The organism is Mycobacterium sp. 852014-52450_SCH5900713, from assembly GCF_001667075.1.
Taxonomy (GTDB): Bacteria; Actinomycetota; Actinomycetes; order Mycobacteriales; family Mycobacteriaceae; genus Mycobacterium.
The window spans coordinates 36,911-55,386 of the sequence record NZ_LZIL01000047.1 but is presented as its reverse complement, the minus strand read 5'-3'; the positions used below and the strand labels follow the sequence as shown (position 1 = coordinate 55,386).

15 protein-coding genes are annotated in these 18,476 nt (G+C 67.7%); 10 read left to right on the top strand and 5 right to left on the bottom strand.

Features of this window, described 5'->3' with window-relative positions; all coding sequences use genetic code 11:
- Positions 1 to 30: 30 nt before the first annotated feature.
- Positions 31 to 630: a cholesterol catabolism transcriptional regulator KstR gene (kstR, locus tag A5773_RS13410; protein WP_197505457.1), complete on the top strand. Its 600-nt coding sequence runs from the start codon at positions 31 to 33 to the stop codon at positions 628 to 630.
- 69 nt (positions 631 to 699) lie between these two features.
- Here the strand turns inward: kstR and A5773_RS13405 are convergent, their stop codons facing one another.
- Complete coding sequence (locus tag A5773_RS13405) at positions 700 to 1,779, bottom strand: LacI family DNA-binding transcriptional regulator (RefSeq protein ID WP_066955388.1); 1,080 nt, start codon at positions 1,777 to 1,779, stop codon at positions 700 to 702.
- Positions 1,780 to 1,908: 129 nt separating this feature from the next.
- Between A5773_RS13405 and A5773_RS13400 the strand changes: the two genes are divergently transcribed.
- The 9 genes from A5773_RS13400 to A5773_RS13360 all read left to right on the top strand — a co-directional run bounded on the left by A5773_RS13400 (position 1,909) and on the right by A5773_RS13360 (position 12,607).
- The gene (locus A5773_RS13400; RefSeq protein WP_067264622.1) at positions 1,909 to 2,850 is read left to right on the top strand and encodes a metal ABC transporter solute-binding protein, Zn/Mn family; all 942 of its coding nucleotides are present in this window, start codon (positions 1,909 to 1,911) and stop codon (positions 2,848 to 2,850) included.
- Complete coding sequence (locus tag A5773_RS13395; RefSeq protein WP_066955392.1) at positions 2,847 to 3,671, top strand: metal ABC transporter ATP-binding protein; 825 nt, start codon at positions 2,847 to 2,849, stop codon at positions 3,669 to 3,671. Before A5773_RS13400 ends, A5773_RS13395 begins: the two co-directional genes overlap by 4 nt.
- Positions 3,668 to 4,528: a metal ABC transporter permease gene (locus A5773_RS13390; RefSeq protein WP_066955395.1), complete on the top strand. Its 861-nt coding sequence runs from the start codon at positions 3,668 to 3,670 to the stop codon at positions 4,526 to 4,528. Before A5773_RS13395 ends, A5773_RS13390 begins: the two co-directional genes overlap by 4 nt.
- A gap of 31 nt (positions 4,529 to 4,559) precedes the next feature.
- The gene (locus A5773_RS13385; protein WP_232001852.1) at positions 4,560 to 5,270 is read left to right on the top strand and encodes a sensor domain-containing protein; all 711 of its coding nucleotides are present in this window, start codon (positions 4,560 to 4,562) and stop codon (positions 5,268 to 5,270) included.
- A gap of 58 nt (positions 5,271 to 5,328) precedes the next feature.
- Complete coding sequence (locus A5773_RS13380) at positions 5,329 to 6,087, top strand: LamB/YcsF family protein (RefSeq protein WP_067791271.1); 759 nt, start codon at positions 5,329 to 5,331, stop codon at positions 6,085 to 6,087.
- Complete coding sequence (locus A5773_RS13375; protein WP_067791269.1) at positions 6,087 to 7,004, top strand: MBL fold metallo-hydrolase; 918 nt, start codon at positions 6,087 to 6,089, stop codon at positions 7,002 to 7,004. The genes A5773_RS13380 and A5773_RS13375 overlap by 1 nt, the downstream gene beginning before the upstream one ends.
- A 5-nt stretch (positions 7,005 to 7,009) precedes the next feature.
- Positions 7,010 to 8,251: an SLC13 family permease gene (locus A5773_RS13370; protein ID WP_067791328.1), complete on the top strand. Its 1,242-nt coding sequence runs from the start codon at positions 7,010 to 7,012 to the stop codon at positions 8,249 to 8,251.
- A gap of 227 nt (positions 8,252 to 8,478) precedes the next feature.
- Positions 8,479 to 11,649 carry an adenylate/guanylate cyclase domain-containing protein gene (locus A5773_RS13365; protein WP_067264631.1) on the top strand — a complete coding sequence of 1,057 codons (3,171 nt, stop codon included), beginning with the start codon at positions 8,479 to 8,481 and terminating at the stop codon, positions 11,647 to 11,649.
- A 115-nt stretch (positions 11,650 to 11,764) separates the two neighbouring features.
- Entirely contained in the window at positions 11,765 to 12,607 is an 843-nt protein-coding gene (locus tag A5773_RS13360; RefSeq protein WP_067791267.1) for an alpha/beta fold hydrolase, read from the top strand.
- Positions 12,608 to 12,702: 95 nt separating this feature from the next.
- Here the strand turns inward: A5773_RS13360 and A5773_RS13355 are convergent, their stop codons facing one another.
- The 4 genes from A5773_RS13355 to A5773_RS13340 form a co-directional block, all read right to left on the bottom strand.
- Complete coding sequence (locus tag A5773_RS13355; RefSeq protein ID WP_066955410.1) at positions 12,703 to 13,014, bottom strand: DUF3303 domain-containing protein; 312 nt, start codon at positions 13,012 to 13,014, stop codon at positions 12,703 to 12,705.
- Positions 13,011 to 14,426, bottom strand: coding sequence for a cytochrome P450 (locus A5773_RS13350; protein WP_067791265.1), 1,416 nt, complete (start codon positions 14,424 to 14,426; stop codon positions 13,011 to 13,013). The genes A5773_RS13355 and A5773_RS13350 overlap by 4 nt, the downstream gene beginning before the upstream one ends.
- 88 nt (positions 14,427 to 14,514) lie before the next feature.
- Positions 14,515 to 17,142, bottom strand: a complete 2,628-nt coding sequence (locus A5773_RS13345; RefSeq protein ID WP_067791263.1) for a LuxR C-terminal-related transcriptional regulator — start codon at positions 17,140 to 17,142, stop codon at positions 14,515 to 14,517.
- A 91-nt stretch (positions 17,143 to 17,233) separates the two neighbouring features.
- Positions 17,234 to 18,475 (bottom strand): glycosyltransferase, encoded by a 1,242-nt coding sequence (locus A5773_RS13340; RefSeq protein ID WP_067791261.1) that lies wholly within the window; start codon positions 18,473 to 18,475, stop codon positions 17,234 to 17,236.
- Position 18,476: the final 1 nt, after the last annotated feature.

Below are 18,476 nucleotides of genomic sequence, written 5' to 3'. Positions count from 1 at the left end.
TCTGACTCGCAACCGCGCGAGGTCATGAACGTGGCGGTATTGGCGGAGTCCGAACTCGGCTCGGAGGCACAGCGGGAACGCCGCAAGCGGATCCTGGACGCCACCATGGCCATCGCCTCCAAGGGCGGCTACGAGGCGGTCCAGATGCGCGCAGTCGCGGACCGCGCCGACGTGGCGGTGGGGACGCTGTACCGATATTTCCCGTCGAAGGTGCACCTGCTGGTGTCGGCGCTGGGCCGGGAATTCAGCCGCATCGACGCCAAGACCGACCGCTCGTCGGTTACCGGGGGCACGCCGTTTCAGCGGCTCAACTTCATGGTCGGCAAGCTCAACCGTGCGATGCAGCGCAATCCCCTGCTCACCGAAGCCATGACGCGGGCCTACGTCTTCGCCGACGCCTCCGCGGCCAGCGAGGTCGACCAGGTTGAGAAGCTCATCGACTCCATGTTCGCCCGGGCGATGGCCGAGGGCGAACCGACCGAAGACCAGTACCACATCGCCCGGGTGATCTCCGACGTCTGGCTGTCCAATCTGCTCGCCTGGCTCACCCGGCGCGCCTCCGCCACCGACGTCAGCAAGCGGCTGGATCTGGCCGTGCGGTTGTTGATCGGGGACCAGAACGGCGGCTAGGCGGCGATCGCAAGCGCGGCGTCGCCGGGCGCGGCGGGTCGCCGCCATCAGCCATGCCTCGCGCGACAGCTAGGCCGGCGGACCGGCGGTTCGGCCGCGGATCAGCTCGGTAGCCAGGACCTCCGCGACCGGCAGGCCCGACCGCGGCGGATTCAGCAGTAGCTCACCGGCCCGGCGGCCCTTCTGCAGGCTGGGCTGAGACACGGTGGTCAGCCCACGGCCGACCGCGTCGGGCACGCCGTCGAAGCCGGTGACGGTCATCTGCCCGGGCACGTAAATGCCATGTGCGCGAAGGTAATCCATGGCGGACAGGGCCAAGATGTCGGCCGTACACATCAGCGCGGTGATCCGCGGGTTGGCCTCCAGCGCCGCCTTGGCGGCGGCTCCACCGGAATCCGGCAGGTGCTCGTAGCTCTCCACCACGGTCAGCGCATCGGGGTCGACGCCGGCGGCCGTCATCGCCTCCCACACGCCGATGATGCGTTCGCGCTGCACGTCGAAGGCCGGCGACCGCAACCGGTCCGCGTCCACCAGCCCCTGCCGGCGGTCCCGGCCCAGCCGCATTGTCAGCAGCCCGATCTCGCGATGCCCGAGCCCGAGCACGTAGTCCGCCAGCTCGCGCATCGCCGCCCGGTCGTCGATGCCCACCCGGGACACACCGGCGAGCCCCTTCGGCTGGTCGACGACCACGACCGGCAACCGGCGCTGCAAGACGACCTGCAGGTACGGGTCCTCTTCGCAAACCGAATACACCACGAAGCCGTCCACACCGGCGCCGAGCACCGCGCCCGTCCCGTCCTGGATGCTGCGGCCGGGCCCGACGGCCACCAGCAACAGTCCCTGCCCCAGCTCTTCGCAGGACTGGGCGACCCCTGCGACGAAGTCCCGTGCCGCCGGGTCACTGAAGAAATAGGTCAGCGGTTCAGCCATCACCAGCCCGACCGCACCGGCCTTGCGGGTGCGCAGCGAGCGCGCCACCGGATCGGGGCCCGGGTAGCCCAGCCGCCTGGCCGTCGCCAGCACGCGCTCACGCAGGTCGGAGGAGAGCTGATCCGGCCGGTTGAAGGCGTTCGAGATCGTGGTGCGCGAAACCTTCAATTCGTCCGCCAACGACGCCAGAGTCGCACGCCGGCGCGGTGCGGGGCTCACAGTCGGTGACGCTACAGCGAATCCCCACCCGCGCCTAAGCGGCTTCCACTCGTCACTTTGTAATGGAAACGATTTTCATTAGTATTATGTGTCGGCCAGTCGGCCAGCGAGAGGACATCGGACGTGCGCATGGCGCTCAAGCGGGGACGAAGCGCGGCCGCCAACGCACCGCGTTGGCTGCCTGCCGTCCTGCTCCTGCTCGCTGCCGGCGCCGCGCCCACCGGCTGCGCCAGCCCGGCGCATCCACACGCGACCGCCGTGGTCGCCTCGACCGGGGTGTGGGGCAGCGTGGCCCGCGCCATCACCGGCCGTCGCGTCGCGGTCACCACCCTGCTGCCCGGCGGGGACACCGACCCACACTCCTACCAGGCCAGTCCATCGGACGCGGCCGCGATCACCGACGCCAGCCTGGTCGTCTACAACGGCGGCGGTTACGACCCGTGGGTCGACCAGGTGCTGGCCGGGCATCCCGGCGTGAAATCGATCGACGCCTATGCGTTCCTGAAAAACTCCGGCACCGCAGCGCAGCAGGCCAACGAGCACGTGTTCTACAACCTGGACGTCGCGAAATCGGTCGCGTTCGCCATCGCCGACCGCATGGCCGTCGTCGACCCGGTCCACGCCGCCGACTACCGCGCCAACGCCGCCGAATTCTGCCGCGGCGCCGACGGCATCGCCATCTCCGAACACGCCATCGCCAGCGCCTACCCCGGCACCGGGGTCATCACGACCGAACCTGTCGCGTACTACCTGCTGGCGGCGTCCGGCCTGGTCAACCGCACCCCGCAAGCCTTCACCGCGGCCAACGAGAACGAAACGGATCCCGCGCCGGCCGACATGGCCTTCGTCCTCGACCTGATCGACCACCGTCAGGTGTCGGCGGTGCTGATCAACCCGCAGACCTCGACCACCGCGATCAACGGCGTGCGGGACGCCGCGCGCCGCGCCGGCGTGCCGGTGACCGAGGTGAGCGAGACGCTGCCCGACGGGACCGATTACCTGAGCTGGCAGCGCAACACGGTCAACCAGCTGCTGACGGTGCTGCAGTCCGGCCGGTCAGTACAGCCGTGAGCCTCGATGCGGTTCCGGCCGTCGACCGCTACCGGGACACCGTCTCGCTGCGGGGGGCGCGGCTGGCGTTCGGTGACCGCGTGCTGTGGGATCACCTCGACCTGTCGGTGTCGCGCGGCGAGTTCATCGCCGTCCTCGGTCCCAACGGCAGCGGCAAGACGTCACTGCTCAAGGTGCTGCTGGGCCAGCTGTCGCTGTCCGCCGGGGTCGCACTGGTGGACGGAAAGCCGATGACCTCGGGCAGCGGACGCGTCGGCTACGTGCCGCAACACCGACCGATGGACCACGACGTGATGCTGCGTGGACGCGACCTGGTTCGGCTGGGCGTCGACGGACATCGTTGGGGCAGCGTGCCACGCAGATCCGCCGACCGGGCCCGCCGGCGCGCGGCCGTGCGCGAGGCGCTGCGACAGGTCAACGCCGAACACCTGGCCGACGTCCGGGTGGGGGTGATGTCGGGCGGCGAGCTGCAGCGGATTCGCATCGCGCAGGCGCTGGTCAGCGACCCGATGCTGCTGCTGTGCGACGAGCCGCTGCTGGCCCTGGACCCGGCGAACGCGAAGCTGGTGTCCGCCCTGATTGACCGCCGCCGCCGCGATGCGTCGACCACCGTCATCGTCGTCACCCACGACGTCAACCCGATCCTGTCCTACGTGGACCGGTTGATCTATCTGGTCGACGGACGATTCCGGATCGGCACCGTCGAAGAAGTGATGACCACGGAGACCCTGTCCATGCTGTATGGGGCCGACATCCAGGTGGTGAAGGTCAAAGACCGCTACGTGGTGGTGGGCGAGCCGACCGACTGGGCCCACCAGTGAACCCTCGGCTCACCGGCGTCCTGGCCCACCTGCTCGACTTCGACGTCACCGCCCACCTGCTCGGCCACGACTTCGTCCAGCAGGCCCTGCTCGCGGCCGCGCTGCTGGGGCTGGTGGCCGGGTTGATCGGACCGTTCATCGTGATGCGTCAGATGTCGTTCGCCGTGCATGGTTCCAGCGAATTGTCGTTGACGGGAGCGGCTTTCGCGCTGCTGGTCGGCGTCGAGGTGGGGGTGGGCGCACTGGTCGGCAGCGCTTTGGCGGCCGCGCTGTTCGGCGTTCTGGGGCGGCGGGCCCGCGAACGCGACTCGGTCATCGGCGTGGTGCTGGCCTTCGGCCTGGGCCTGGCGGTGCTGTTCATTTACCTCTACCCGGGCCGGACCGCGACCAGCTTCGCGCTGCTCACCGGGCAGATAGTCGGCGTCGGCTACACCGGGCTGAGCATGCTGGCGCTGGTATGCCTGCTCGTCATCGCCGTCATCGCGACGTGCTACCGCCCGCTGTTGTTCGCCACCGTCGATCCCGACGTCGCCGCGGCCCGCGGCGTGCCCGTTCGCGCGCTGGGCATCGTGTTCGCCGCACTGGTCGGCGTGGTGGCCGCTCAGGCCGTCCAGATCGTCGGGGCGCTGCTGGTGATGTCGTTGCTGATCACGCCGGCGGCCGCGGCCGCCCGAGTGGTGGCCTCGCCGGCGGCGGCGATGGTCGCCTCGGTCGTCTTCGCCGAGGTTTCCGCCGTCGGCGGCATCGTGCTGTCGCTGGCGCCGGGTGTCCCGGTGTCGGTCTTCGTCGCGGGGATTTCGTTCGCGATCTATCTGTTCTGCTGGCTGCTGGGACGACGGCGGGAAGTTGCCTCCTAAACTTGTCGGCACAGACGTCCGAAAGGCTCTGGTGCGTAGGCAACTCCCAATCCTCCTGCAGGCGGTGGTGTGCGCCCTCGCGGCCGGCTGCACCAGCATCGTCGGCGGTAACGCCGCGCCCGCGGACACCCGCGGTCCGCTCACGCAGGCCCCGGTGGCCGTCACCGCCCTGGACGGGCTGCTGCTCGACGACAGGAAGGTCAACGACATCCTGGGTGCGGGAATGCGAATCCGGTATCGCACCCAGGAGATGTGGGACTCCACCCAGACGTTCAGCGAGAAGAGCTGCTTGGCGATGGCCGGGCCCGCCCAGCAGGCCGTATATGCGGACACCGGCTGGACCGCGGTGCGCGGCGAGCGACTGGACGACAGCTTCGACGACCCCAAGGTGCGCAACGACTCCGTCAACCAAGCCGTGATCGCCTACCCCACGGCCCGCCAGGCGAACGCGTTCTACGAGGCCTCGGTCAAGAGGTGGTCTGCCTGCGCCAACCGCCGCTTCGTCGACCATCCCGCCGGCCAGCCCGAGATCGCGTGGGCGGTGGCCGATTCCCATCAGGTCGGGGGCACGCTCAGCACGTCCGAAGAGCAGGTAGGCAGCGAGGACGGCTGGCGGTGCCAGCGCGCGCTCACCGCGCGCAACAACATCGTCATCGACGTGGCCGCCTGCGGCTCCTTCCTGCCCGGTGCGTCCGCGGTCGACGTCGCCCAACAGATCGCTGCCGCGGTCGTCACCCGGTAGCGACGGGGAGACGACCGGCTCTCCGGATGGCACTGGCGCCGCCCCATAAGCTGGGCGGGTGGCCCGCATCGACCTCAACGCCGACCTGGGCGAGGGCTTCGGCGTCTGGCGCCTCGGTGATGACGACGCCATGCTGCGGATCGTCACCAGCGCCAACGTGGCATGCGGGTTCCACGCCGGGGATCCAGCCGGATTGTTACGGGTCTGCCGGTCCGCCGCCGAGCGCGGCGTCCGCGTCGGGGCACAGGTGAGCTACCGCGACCTGGCCGGTTTCGGCAGGCGCTTCATCGACGTCGCCGCCGACGACCTGGTGGCCGATGTGGTGTATCAGATCGGCGCGCTGCAGGCCGTCGCGCACGCATCGGGTTCCGCGGTGTCCTACGTCAAACCCCATGGCGCGCTGTACAACACGATCGTGTCCAACCGCGACCAGGCGGCCGCCGTCGCGGAGGCGGTGCGGCTGGTGGACCCGGCGCTGCCCGTGCTGGGCATGGCGGGCTCGGCGTTCTTCGACGAGGCCTCGCGCCGCGGCCTGCGCACGGTGGCCGAGGCCTTCGCCGACCGCGCCTACCGCGCGGACGGCCAGTTGGTCTCCCGCCGCGAACCCGGCGCGGTGCTGCACGACCCGGCGGCGATCGCCGACCGCGTAGTGGCCATGGTGTCCTCCGGCCGGGTCACCGCCGTTGACGGCACACCGATCGCGGTCAGCGTGGAATCGGTCTGCGTGCACGGCGATTCGCCCGGCGCGGTGCAGATCGCGACCGCCGTCCGCGACCGGCTCGCGGCCGCCGGCGTCGAGATCGGGGCGTTCGGCTGATGCGGCTGAAACTCGGCCGGCCCGACATCGGCCGGTATGCGGATCGGTTCGACGCGCCCGGCGCCGAACCCGGATCCCTGTCGGTGACGTGGATGGGCGTGGCGACGTTGCTCATTGACGACGGGTCGTCGGCGCTGCTGACCGACGGCTACTTCTCCCGACCGGGCCTCGCGCGGGTAGCCGCCGGCAGGGTGGCGCCGTCGCCGGCCCGCGTGGATGGTTGCCTGGCCCGGGCCAAGGTGTCCCGGCTGGAGGCCGTGATCCCGGTACACACGCACATCGACCACGTGCTGGATTCCGCGTTGGTCGCCGACCGCACCGGTGCACGACTGGTCGGCGGCCGGTCGGCGGCCAACGTCGGGCGCGGATACGGACTGCCCGAGGACCGGCTCGTCGTCGCCGCCAGCGGCGAGCCGATTGCGTTGGGCGCCTTTGACGTGACGCTGGTCGAATCGCATCACTGCCCGCCGGACCGGTTTCCCGGCATGATCGAGGCGCCGGTGACCCCGCCGGTCAGGGCGTCCGCCTATCGCTGCGGGGAGGCCTGGTCGACGCTGGTGCACCACCGCCCGTCGGGCCGGCGGCTGCTGATCCAGGGCAGCGCCGGTTTCGTCAAGGGCGCGCTGGCGGGCCACCGCGCCGAAGCCGTCTATCTGAGCGCCGGACAGCTGGGCCTGCAACCGAAGCCGTACCTGGTCGACTACTGGACCGAGACCGTGCGCGCGGTGGGCGCGCGCCGGGTGATCCTCATTCACTGGGACGACTTCTTCCGGCCGCTGTCAAAGCCGCTGCGGGCCTTGCCCTATGCGGGCGATGACCTGGACTCCTCGATCCGCATCCTCGACGAGTTGGCCGCAGCAGACGGTGTCGCGCTGCACCTGCCGACGGTGTGGCGGCGCGAAAACCCCTGGGCCTGAATACATTGAACCTGACCCTTGCGCTGGTGCTGCTCGCTGCCGTCCTGGCCTTCGCCGTCGTGCGCCCGAGGGGCTGGCCGGAGGCGGCGGCGGCGGTCCCCGCGGCCCTCATCCTGATCGCGGTGGGCGCCATATCGGTGCATCAGGCGTTCGAGGAAGTGGCCGGTCTTTCGGGGGTGGTCGGCTTCCTGGGCGCGGTGCTGGTGCTGGCCAAGCTGTGCGACGACGAGGGCCTGTTCGAGGCGGCGGGTGCGGCGATGACGCGCGGACGCGTCGGGTCGCGCGGCCTGCTGCTGCGGGTTTTCGCCATCGCCGCCCTGATTACCGCCGTTCTGAGCCTGGACACCGCGGTGGTGTTGCTGACCCCGGTCGTGCTGGCCGGCGTCCGCCGGCTGCGAACCCCGGTGCGGCCCTACGCCTTTGCCACCGCGCACCTGGCCAACGGCGCTTCCCTGCTGCTGCCGGTGTCCAACCTGACCAACCTGTTGGCGTTTCACACCGCCGGCCTTTCGTTCACGCGGTTCACCTTGTTGATGGCGTTGCCGTGGGTGGGCGCGGTGGTCACGCTGTATGCAGTATTCCGCTGGTTTTTCGCCGCCGACCTGCGCGTGCAGCCGCACCCTGAGCAACCCGGGCCGGCGCCGCGGCCGCCGGTGTTCGTGTTGGCGGTGGTCGGGCTGACGCTGGCCGGCTTCGCGGTCGCCCAGTCCATCGGGGTGGCCCCCGCCTGGGTGGCGCTCGCCGGCGCCGCGGCCCTGGCCGTGCGCAGCCTTAGCCGCGGGCACACGTCGGTGGTGGACATCGCGCGCTCGGCGCACGTGTCGTTCCTGGTGTTCGTGCTCGCGCTGGGCGTCGTCGTGCGGGCGGTCATGCTCAACGGCATGGACAAAGCGATGTCGGCAGTGCTGCCGGCCGGTTCGACGCTGCCCGCACTGCTCGCCATCGCCGCGTTGGCCGCGGTGCTGGCCAACGTCGTGAACAACCTGCCCGCCACCCTGGTGCTGCTGCCACTGGTCGCGCCGAGCGGACCGGTCGCGATCCTGGCCGTCCTGCTCGGGGTCAACATCGGACCCAACCTGACCTACGTCGGGTCACTGTCGAACCTGTTGTGGCGGCGCGTGCTTCGCCAGCACGATGTGGACGCCGGAGTCGGGGAATACACCCGCCTCGGGCTGTGCACCGTGCCCGTGTCGCTGGTGGTCGCGGTCGTCGCGCTCTGGGTGTCGGCGCGGGTGCTCGGCGTTTAACCCCGGTGGTATGCCCGAGCTGCTCCCGGGCCTCCGCGCGCGGTTGGTGCAAGGGGGCACCCGTGAGACAGATTGAAGATCCCCAGGTCAGCGGACGCCGCAGCTGGCACAAAAGCCGCCCCTGACACCGCCGCCACTTAACGCTGTGTCAATATCGCTCTTCTTTGCTGGTAAAGACCCTATTCTTTGCGCATCGGGGAGTCGGGACCCGGATGGGCGGTGCTGGCATGACGGCTGCTGAAGTGGCATGCGTGGCATGCGGCACAGAACTGCGCCAGAATGCGAAATTCTGCGACGCCTGCGGGTCGCCGTTGACCGGGTCGGACACCCGCGCCGAGTACAAGCAGGTGACGGTGTTGTTCGCCGATGTGGTGCACTCGATGGACATCGCCGCAGCGGTAGGTACAGAGCGGTTGCGCGAGATCATGTCCGAATTGGTTGTCCGGTCCTCGGCGGCGGTGCAGCGCTACGGCGGGACGGTGGACAAGTTCACGGGCGACGGGATCATGGCGATCTTTGGGGCACCGGCTGCGTTGGAAGACCACGCATTACGCGCCTGCCTGGCCGCGGTGGACATCCAGCGGGAGGTGGAGCGCCTGGCAGCCGAGGTGGACCACGGGGATGGCGTGACGCTGGAGCTGCGAGTCGGGCTCAATTCCGGTGAGGTGATTGCGGGCAAGATGGGCTCGGACCCTGCCGGTTACACGGCTGTCGGGCAGGAAGTCGGAATGGCGCAACGCATGGAATCCGTGGCGCCACCCGGCGGGGTGATGCTTAGCGAGTCGACCGCGCGGCTCGTCGAGGCCTCCGTATTGTTGGGTGAGCTTGAGGCAGTGTGCATCAAGGGTTTCAGCACACCAGTGGGCGCACGCCGGCTGCTCGCACCAATCACGGAAACCAGGCACCCAGCCAGGTGGCGGTCGAAGCTGGTGGGTCGCGACATGGAGCTCGGCACCCTCGCCGGGTTACTCGATCAGGCGAAAGACGGCAACGGCCGCGTGGTCCGGCTGGTAGGACCGCCTGGGATCGGCAAAAGTCGGTTAGTGCTCGAGACAACCGCGATTGCGACCGAGCGCGGCGTCGAGGTCTACACGACCTACTGTGAATCCCACACCAGCGACATCCCATTCCACGTAGCGACTCGACTCATCCGGGATGTGTTTTCGATCGGTGGTCTCGGACCGGATGCGGCGCGCGCAAGGATTCGCGCCAGCCTGCCGGAGGCTGATCCTGAAGACCTGTTGTTGCTGGACGATCTGCTCGGCGTCTCTGATCCCGGCGCCTCGTTGCCGGTCGTTCATCCCGCCGCGCGCACGCGCCGGTTGACGTCATTGCTCAATGCGGCCGCGGTCGCTCGGACGTCTCCGGCGATTTTCGTGATCGAGGACGCGCATTGGATCGATCAGATCAGCGAGGCGATGTTCACCGAGTTCGCTAAAGCAGTGCCGCTGACGCGCGTGCTTTTGTTTATCACTTACCGGCCGGAGTATCACGGGCCGCTGGACCGGTTGCCGGGCTCACATCCCATTTCGCTTTCGCCGCTTCGGGATTCCGCTTCCACGGAACTTGTTAACGAATTGCTCGGGTCAGATCCATCGGTCAACGAGTTCGTCGAGCAAGTTACTCAACGCGCCGCGGGCAATCCGTTCTTCGCCGAAGAGATCGTGCGTGACCTGGCCGAGCGGGGAGTGGTGGGCGGCGAGCCTGGCGCTTATGTGTCGCAACACCACCCCACGGACCTGCGTGTCCCGGCCTCGCTGCAAGCTGCCATAGCCGCCCGCATCGATCGCCTCGGTGCGGCGGGAAAACGCTCGTTGAACGCCGCGGCGGTCATCGGACTCCGATTCGAGTCGGACCTGCTCGCCGGCATCGCGGAAGGCATCGAGCTACGAGACCTGGTCGAAGCTGAACTCATCGACCAGGTCGGGGTCACACCCGGACAGGAATACGCCTTTCGGCATCCGCTGATCCGCACGGTGGCCTACGAATCTCAACTCAAGGCGGATCGCTCTCGGCTGCACCGCAACCTGGCCACGGCGATCGAAGAACGCGATCCGAAATCGTGCGACGCGAACGCAGCGCTTATTGCTGAGCATCTCGAGGCGGCTGGAGACCTCAGCGCGGCGTGGAATTGGCACATGCGTGCCGGCGCATGGGCCCAGTCCCGCGATGTGCGGGCTGTGTATACGAGTTGGCAGCGGGCTCGCGACGTTGCCGACCGCCTTCCCGTCAACGAGCCCGACGGGTCCGCGATGCGGATAGCACCGCGAATGCTGATTTGCGGTAACAGCTGGAGACTCGGTATCAGTCTCGAGGAAGCCGGATTTGACGAACTTCGTCAGCTCTGCACCGCTGTTGGAGATGATCTGTCGCTGGCGCGCGGAACGGCCGGCATGCTGATGATGTTGTTGCTTCACAACAAGTTTCGCGAGGCGGCTGCTGGCGCATCGGAATGCGCCAGATTAATCGAGACGCGCGTTGAGCCGGCGCTGGTTCTCGATGTCATCTGCGCAGCAAGCAATGCCAAGTATCAAGCCGGTGAGGTCGTCGAAGGATTGCGGTTGGCCCAGTTGGCCGTCGATGCGTCCGGTGGTGATCCGACCAGGCCAAGCACGATCCTCAGGGTTCCGGTGGCTCTCGCATTGGCGTTTCGTGGACTGAACCGACTGTGCCATGGACTGCCCGGCTTTCGTGACGACCTCGACGAGGCCGCCTCGATGGGCCGGGCGTCGGGGGACACGTTGAACTACTCCACGTCCCTTTTTTGGAAGTACGGCTTTCCTGTTCTCAATGGTGCCGTACTACCCGATCAGATGGCCGTCCAGGAGACCGCCGAAGTGCTGGAGATGGCCAAGCGTTCCGGTGACGACTACGCAGCGGATCGCGCGCGAATAATTCGCGGCCTCATACTCGTTCGCCGGCCGGGTCAGCGGGCAGCTGGCTTGAAGCTGCTCAACTCGTTCGGCGAGGACTCGTCGCAGAACGACCTGTCAGCGTGGTGGCTGCGGCTCGTTGACACCGATATCGCGAAGGAAAAGGCCAGAGTAGGCGACCTCGATGTAGCGATTGCGTTGGCACGCGATGCTGTGGACTTCAGATTCACCTCAGGGGACATGACCTCTCGTGGGCCTGCCGTCACGGTGCTGGTGGAATCACTGCTCGGGCGAGGCACCGAGTCCGACATCACCGAGGCCGCTGCGGCTATCGAGACGTTAGCGGCGGTTCCGGTCGACCCGGGCTTCGTGCTGCACGAACTGCCCCTGCTGAGACTTCGTGCCCTGCTGGCTCAGGCTCGCGGCAACGACGCTGGATACCGATCATTCGCGAACCGGTATTGCGCGATGGCCAATGACCTTGGCTTCGAAGGGCATATGGCGATTGCAGAGGCGATGACATGACCACAGCCCGGGTTGGCATCCAGTTGGACACAGACATGAGACCAACCGCAAAGCCGCATGCCTGGTTGATGCTACGAACCGGAACTCCTGTTCTTGGAGCTATTAGGGGTGGTAGATGCCGCTTTCCGAGCTCATGATCGATACCGTTCTCGGGCGCCTACACGTCGAAGTCGAAGGTGAAGGATCTGTTGCGGTGCTGTGGCATAGCCTGTTCGTCGATTCCCGCTCCTGGTCGCGGCTACGCGGGCTGCTTCGAGAAGACCGACGCCTAGTCCTGATCGATGGCCCTGGCCACGGGAAAAGTGGTTATCCGACAGCAGATTTCGATCTCGACGATTGTGCCAAGGCGGCTACCGAGGTACTCGACGCCTTGGGTGTGCAAAAGCCCGTCGACTGGTTAGGTAACGCATGGGGAGGCCACGTCGGGCTCACGCTGGCCGCCAGTTCACCGGACTGGTGCCGCAGCGTGGCGACGATCTCTACCCCGGTGCAAGCGCTCAGCCGCCGCGAACGGATGACGATCGTGCCGATGGTGTGGGCCTATCGCTACGTCGGTGCCGCTCCCCCGCTCACGAATGCGGCTGCAGTCGCCATCCTCGGCAAGGAATTCATGCGGTCGCAGCCCGATGACGCCGCCGCCGTGATGCAGGCATTCCGCGGCGCGCCCCGAGCCGGCATGCATCGCGCCATGAAGTCGATCATGTTGAACAGGCCGGGTCTTGATCCCCTGCTACCACGCATCGACACTCCGACCGTGATGATGGTGACGACCGCGGACCCGATCCTTCCGGTCGCACAGATCCACAACGCGGTGGCTCAGATGCCTGCCGCGCGAGCCGTCGAGCTATGCGGTGAGGGCCATGTGGCCCCGATCATGACGCAGGTCGACGAACTGGTGGAGATCATTAGGGCGTTCTGGCGCGACCCGCGGGATTACGTCGCAACCGGGTCACTCTGATCTGGTGTCTAGGAGCGCGAGCAGACGCAGCCCCGGGGTTTGAGCGAGTCTGCGTCTGCTCGCCTAGTAACCGCCACCACTGTGGCGGCTGGCGTTCAGCTGATCGAATCTCTGAACTCCACGCCTTCCTGCAGCGCCTGAGCAGCTTGGGCCATGTCGACGACGGGATAGATCTGGTATTCGGCGATCATGGCGAATTTGCTTGTGGTGTCCGCCAAGTCGGCGGGGTTGTCGGTTTCCACCACGGCGAAACCGCCACTGCCATCCACTCGACCAAGGAACTGGTGATACGTCGAGCTCTGAGGCTGCGTCCACTTCGAGAACACGGCCAACCCGCGCCGCAAGGACTCTTCGTTCTCGGCTGCCGAGCCGCTCACACGGTAGGTCCACGCCAGTACATACTTCATTGCATCCTCCTTGGGATTTCGTTGGTTTTGACGGGGCCTGGGGTCCGCGCACGGACACGGGCGCGGATGGGCGCGGCGGCAACCACCGTGAATGGTGTTGCCAGCGGGAAGTCTTCGTCGAGCGATTCGATCTCGGCCGCGCGAATCATCGTCGCGACTGCGAGTGTGGCCTCCAGCATCGCGAAGTGGTCGCCGACGCATGACCGCGGACCGCCGCCGAAGGGGAGGTACTGCCAACGGCTTCGACCTCTCGACCGTTCCGGAAGGAACCGGTCCGGGTCGAAACGCAGCGGGTCCTCCCATAGCGCGGGGTCGCGGTGCAGCGCGTAAAAGCTCACCATCGCCATGGTTTCGGCCTCGACCCGATGGCCGTCCACGACGATGTCGCGGGTGGGGCAGCGCATCGTTCCCGCCGCGGGCGGACACAACCGCAGCGCTTCGTGCAACACGCGCACGGTCAGGGTGAGCTCGGGCACATCGTCTGGGGTCAGCGCCCGCTCACCCAGCGCGGAGACCTCCGCGCGGACCTGCTCCTGGATGTCGCGGTGGCGTCCCAACGACCACAACGCGTAGGTCAGGGTGGTCGAAGTGGTGTCGTGGCCGGCGAGCATGAACAGCACCAGCTCGTGGCAGATCTCATCGTCGGACAACGGCCGGTCGGTCTCTGGATCGATCGCCTCGATGAGGGCGCGCACTAAGGGGGCATCTAGATCGGGGTCGACACGAACCGCGTTCAGAATCTCGGCCGCCAGCTGGTGCAGGGTGTCGTTGGCCCGGCGAGCGGCGCGCTGGCCTCTGGTGGGCAGCCACCGCGGCGGGTTCACCGGCCGAGCCGCGCGGTCGGCAACCCATGTCAGTGAAGCGCGCAATGCACGACCCACTTCGTCGGCGCGCTCATCGAGGTCAACCCCGAGCACCGAGCGCCCCAGTGCGCGCAGGGTCAGCTTGCGGCACTCCGTATCGAGGTCCAAGAGCGCGCCGCCTCGCCAACCGTCGGCGACGGATTGCGCCGCCGCGGCCATGTGTCCCGAATAGCCGGCCACCCGTCGCTTGGTGAACATCGGCTGCAGCGCGCGTCGTCGCGGTAGCCAGCGGTCGTGCGGAAGGTCGAGTAAGTTGCCGCCCATCAGCGCGAGCAGCTCCACCATGGTGCGGGTACGGCCCCGGTCGGCGATCTCGTCGGTGCGGCCCAACAGATCACGCGCGCCTTGCGGGCTGGCAATCAATACCACGTTCGGTAACAGCCACTTCGGACCGAGCACGAGCCGGGTGATGGGGCCGCCGGCGTCCACCAGCGCTTGCATGCCGTCGACATAAGACCGCACCGCCTTAACCTGCCGCCAATACGGGAGCGGGTTCTTCGGCGCCAGCGAGCGCGGCCTGACTTCAGATTGTTCGAGCATCTCGACCATGCCGACTCCTTTGTCGAATGGCACGGTATTGCCGAATCAGGTGCGTTCACATGCGTAGTCGGCTACTCGACTTCGCGAGTATTTGGGCTCAGCCCGTCCCGCAGTCACCCGGCCCGGATCTGACGATCGACGCCAACGCCTCGCGTGATTGAGCCCCAACCCGCTGGCACGCCCGGTAGACGTGTCCTTCTACAGTGCGCACCGACATCACCAACTTCTCGGCGATCTGGCGGTTTGAGAGGCCGGCCACGACGAGCTCGACGACATCGCGCTGGCGGCCCGACAACTTAAGGCCCGTCGGCGTGCGCAGCGCGGGCGTGCATAAACCGCCACATTTTTGGGCCAACTCCTTGGCCAACGCCGCGGCATACAGTCCGCGCCTGTGCTGCTGGCTTTCGTTGAACGCGACCGAAGCCTGCGCCGCCGCGTCAGCGGCCGCGGCCCGATCACCGATCTGCCGGTACGCTGCCGACGCCTCCAGCAGGCCTTCGCCATCACCTGAGAGCAGGCTTTCCGCATGCAGGGCAACGGCGTTGGCCAGCGGCAGCGACAACGCCGCGGCTAGCTCGCGTGCCCGCACCGCCTGTGAGGCGTCGCCCCATTGGGCCGCGACCTGTATGCAGGCCAGCTCATGGGTGGGCTGGCCGCGCTCGCGGGCAAGCTGAGCAGCCTGGTGGGCGCTCGTCACGGCCTCGCTGAGACGACCGCTTGCTGCCAACGCCCAACCGCTAGCCAGCGACAGGGCGGTGTGCATGAACAAAAAGTCAGGCGGCACACACGACCGCGCCCCAGCTACAGCGTCGTTGGCCTCGGTGGGTTGTCCGAGCTTGGCGTGGGCCTCAGCCAGGGCGAAGTAGCTCGCCGCGCGCAAACCCGTTGTGACGGAGTGTTTTTCCACCCCGGCAAGCGCTTCGTGCACCAGTCGGGCCGCCTCGGCGACGGCACCGCGCACCAGTTCGGCGTTCCCCAGCAGGAGCGCCAGGTTCGCATACGCCAGACCCGGAATGTCGCGGGCGGAGTCGGCCAGTTGCTCTGCCGTGGTGACGAATTCGTCGATGCGCCCGGTCAATCGGCAGGCACGACCGTAAACAGCCCCGAACCAAAACCGCATATGGGACGCCTGGAACGACGTCGTCGTGCGCCGCAGCGCCTGCTCGGCCACGTCCGCGAGCTCATCGACCTCCCCCAGCGCACCCATCGCCATGATCAGCGCAAGCGATGCCATCATCGCGTGAAAGCCTGGTAGGGCTTCGAAACTCAATGCGGCCCGGGCCCGTTCGGCCGCAAGCGCGCAGCGCGCGGACATCGCGTCCAGGCAGGCCTGGACGGCCAGACGCTCCGCCGCCTGTGCCGGGGTCTCGGGGCTCGCGGCGAGACCGTCCAGGATCGCCGCAGCGGCTTGCGGGTTACCGAGCATCCAGGCCAGGTTGGCGGCCCGCACCGTCGCCCAGTGATGGCCGTCAGCCAAAACGGTGCCAGCCATGTCGCGCAATTCGGTCTCGGCCTCCTCGCCACGTCCGAGCAGCACCAGGTTCATTGCCAGCACCCCGGCCGCTCCGGGTGCCCCGGCTTGCGAAGCCGCAGTGGCGAACCGGTCAGCCAGATCCAGGTCCAGCAGCGTCATGGCGTGCCGCGCCGACTCCAGATAAAGGTCGGGGTCGGGATCAAGGTCCGATTGGAGCCTCAGCAGCGCGCGCCGCACGGTCGCCTGCATGTCGGCGTCACCGTCTTTGGTCAGCCGGGTCACCAGCCTGCCCCTGATTCCCGACAGATACATCTCGCCGGCGCTCGCGCGGCGCAGCTCACCGAACAGCGGGTGCGCCAGCCTGGCCGTCAGGCCGCCACCGGAGCGCTCGACGTTCACCAGACCCATGCTCTCGGCAACCGTCAGGTCGCGCCGGCGCGCCAAATCGCACAGCGCATCGACGGCCAACGGCTCGCACTGCGACAGCGTGTCTACCACGAGTGCCACTCCCGGGCTGAGCCGACCCATCTGGCGCGCGACGGTGTCGGAAAGGCTCGCCGAGACCGCGACGTCGCCGTCCCACATCCACACCCCGGCCAATTTGCGCATCCGCCCGGCCGCTATCTGATCGCTTAGTAGCTGCTGGAGGAACAAGGTATTTCCCCCGGTCAGCTTCCGGAACCTCGCCGCACTTCGGGCGTCGACTGGACCGCCAAGCGTGCTCTCGATCAGTTGGCGTGTTGCGCCGGCGGAAAGCGGTTCGAGATCGATGCGCGCCAGCAGCCCGTCCTTCCACAACGCCGTCACGGCGTCGGGCTCCGCACCGCCGGTTCGTAGCGTTACCACCAGCCGGGCCCCGCCCGACTGCGCCAACTGGTGAACGACAAGGGCGGACAGCCCGTCGAGCAGGTGAGCGTCATCGATTCCGACCATCACACGAGCCCGATGCTGTTGCGCGACAAACGAATCGATCACTCGGCGCACGTTTGCCAGTGGATCCGACATCGCATCGCCGAGCGCCCCGATGAACGCCCCCAGCGGTAGCGCACAAGCCGACTCTGTGCCGACGATCCACTTTGTCCGCTCACCGGACGCCTCTGCGCAGCGGAGCACTTCGCGGGCCAGCCTGGTCTTGCCCACACCGGCGGCTCCGGCGATCACTACGCCGGAGTGCTTGCCAGCCCCGTTCAATACGCGGCGAATGATCGCTAATTCAGTGTCACGCCCGGTCAACGGCTCTCCGCTGATCACGCGGCGACTATAGCGGTGCGGCGGTGTCACGCGGGCGGCTTTCTCGACGTTTCGTGGCACCGATTTATACCCCGTAGACCCTTTGCTGAGGTCAGCTGACGTTGGTGCCGAGGAGGCGCTGCTCGAAGAGATCCGCGCCGCGGGCCGTCCCGCCGGTGGCCTTGAATCCGGCCGCCACCCGTTTCGCACCGTGGGTCATCGTCATCGCTTCCCGCACTTTGGTGCGCAGCCGCGACGTTGAGAGTTTCTTTGCCGGCAGGCGGGTACCGCACTGGGCCACCTCGACGCGCCGCGCAACCTCGAGCTGGTCGCGACCGTATGGAACGACGCACACCGGTATGCCACGGGCGAGCGCCTTTTGAGTTGCGCCCATCCCGCCGTGCGTCACGGCACACACCGCCCGGTCCAGCACCAAGCCGTGCGGGATGAATTGCAGCACGGTTGCGTTGCGCGTCGACGCTACTTCGTCCGGTCGCCCGGCGGGCAAGGTCGCGACCACATGCACCGGCTCGTCCTTCAGTGCGGCGAGCGCGGTCCGGATCAGGTTGGTGTCCGCTTGTTTCTCCGATGACGTGGTGACCAGCACTATCGGCTGGTCGATTGAGGCCAGCCAATCGGGGACGGTGTGCGGCCCGGGGTCGACCACGCATGGACCGATCAGCTGCACCGCATCACCCCAATCCGTTTGCGGGTACTGGAACGGCTTGCCGCTGGCGACCAGCAGCAGCGGTGCGCGGCGCAAGAACTCGTCCATCGACGCGACCGACCGCAATTCGAGATCCGCGCGAATCCCGTTGATCGGTGGGAGCATCACCCGCTGCAGCGGACCCTCCACCGCGATGCGCACGGCGGCATCGCGCAACCGGCCCAACGCGCCCGACATCGGCCTGAGACCCGGGCCAAACGGTGGCACGCCGGGCGACCGCAGTGGCGGCGTGTACGGCACGAAACATGCCCATGGGATCTCACCGGTTTCGGCCGCCGACAGCGCCCCCCAGCAGTTCACGTCGACGAGCAGTGCATCTGGACCAACCCGCGCTATCGCGTCCCCGAGATCGGCGACTTCGTGCACGGCACGCCGGCCAAAGCTCGCAACTCCACGCTTGAGGGCGACCAGAGGATTGGCCGTCACCTCGCTGTCCCCGAGCTCGATCGCCTCGATGCGCGGATCGATCGCATCCGCCGTGAAGCCGAGCTCTCGCCCGATGTCTACACCGCTTGAGAGTGTCCGCACATAAACCCCGTGCCCACGGCTCGACAGCTCCGATAACAGCGCGCTCATCGGCAATAGGTGCCCCAGCGCGGGCGAGGTGTACGCCAGGATCGTCGCCACT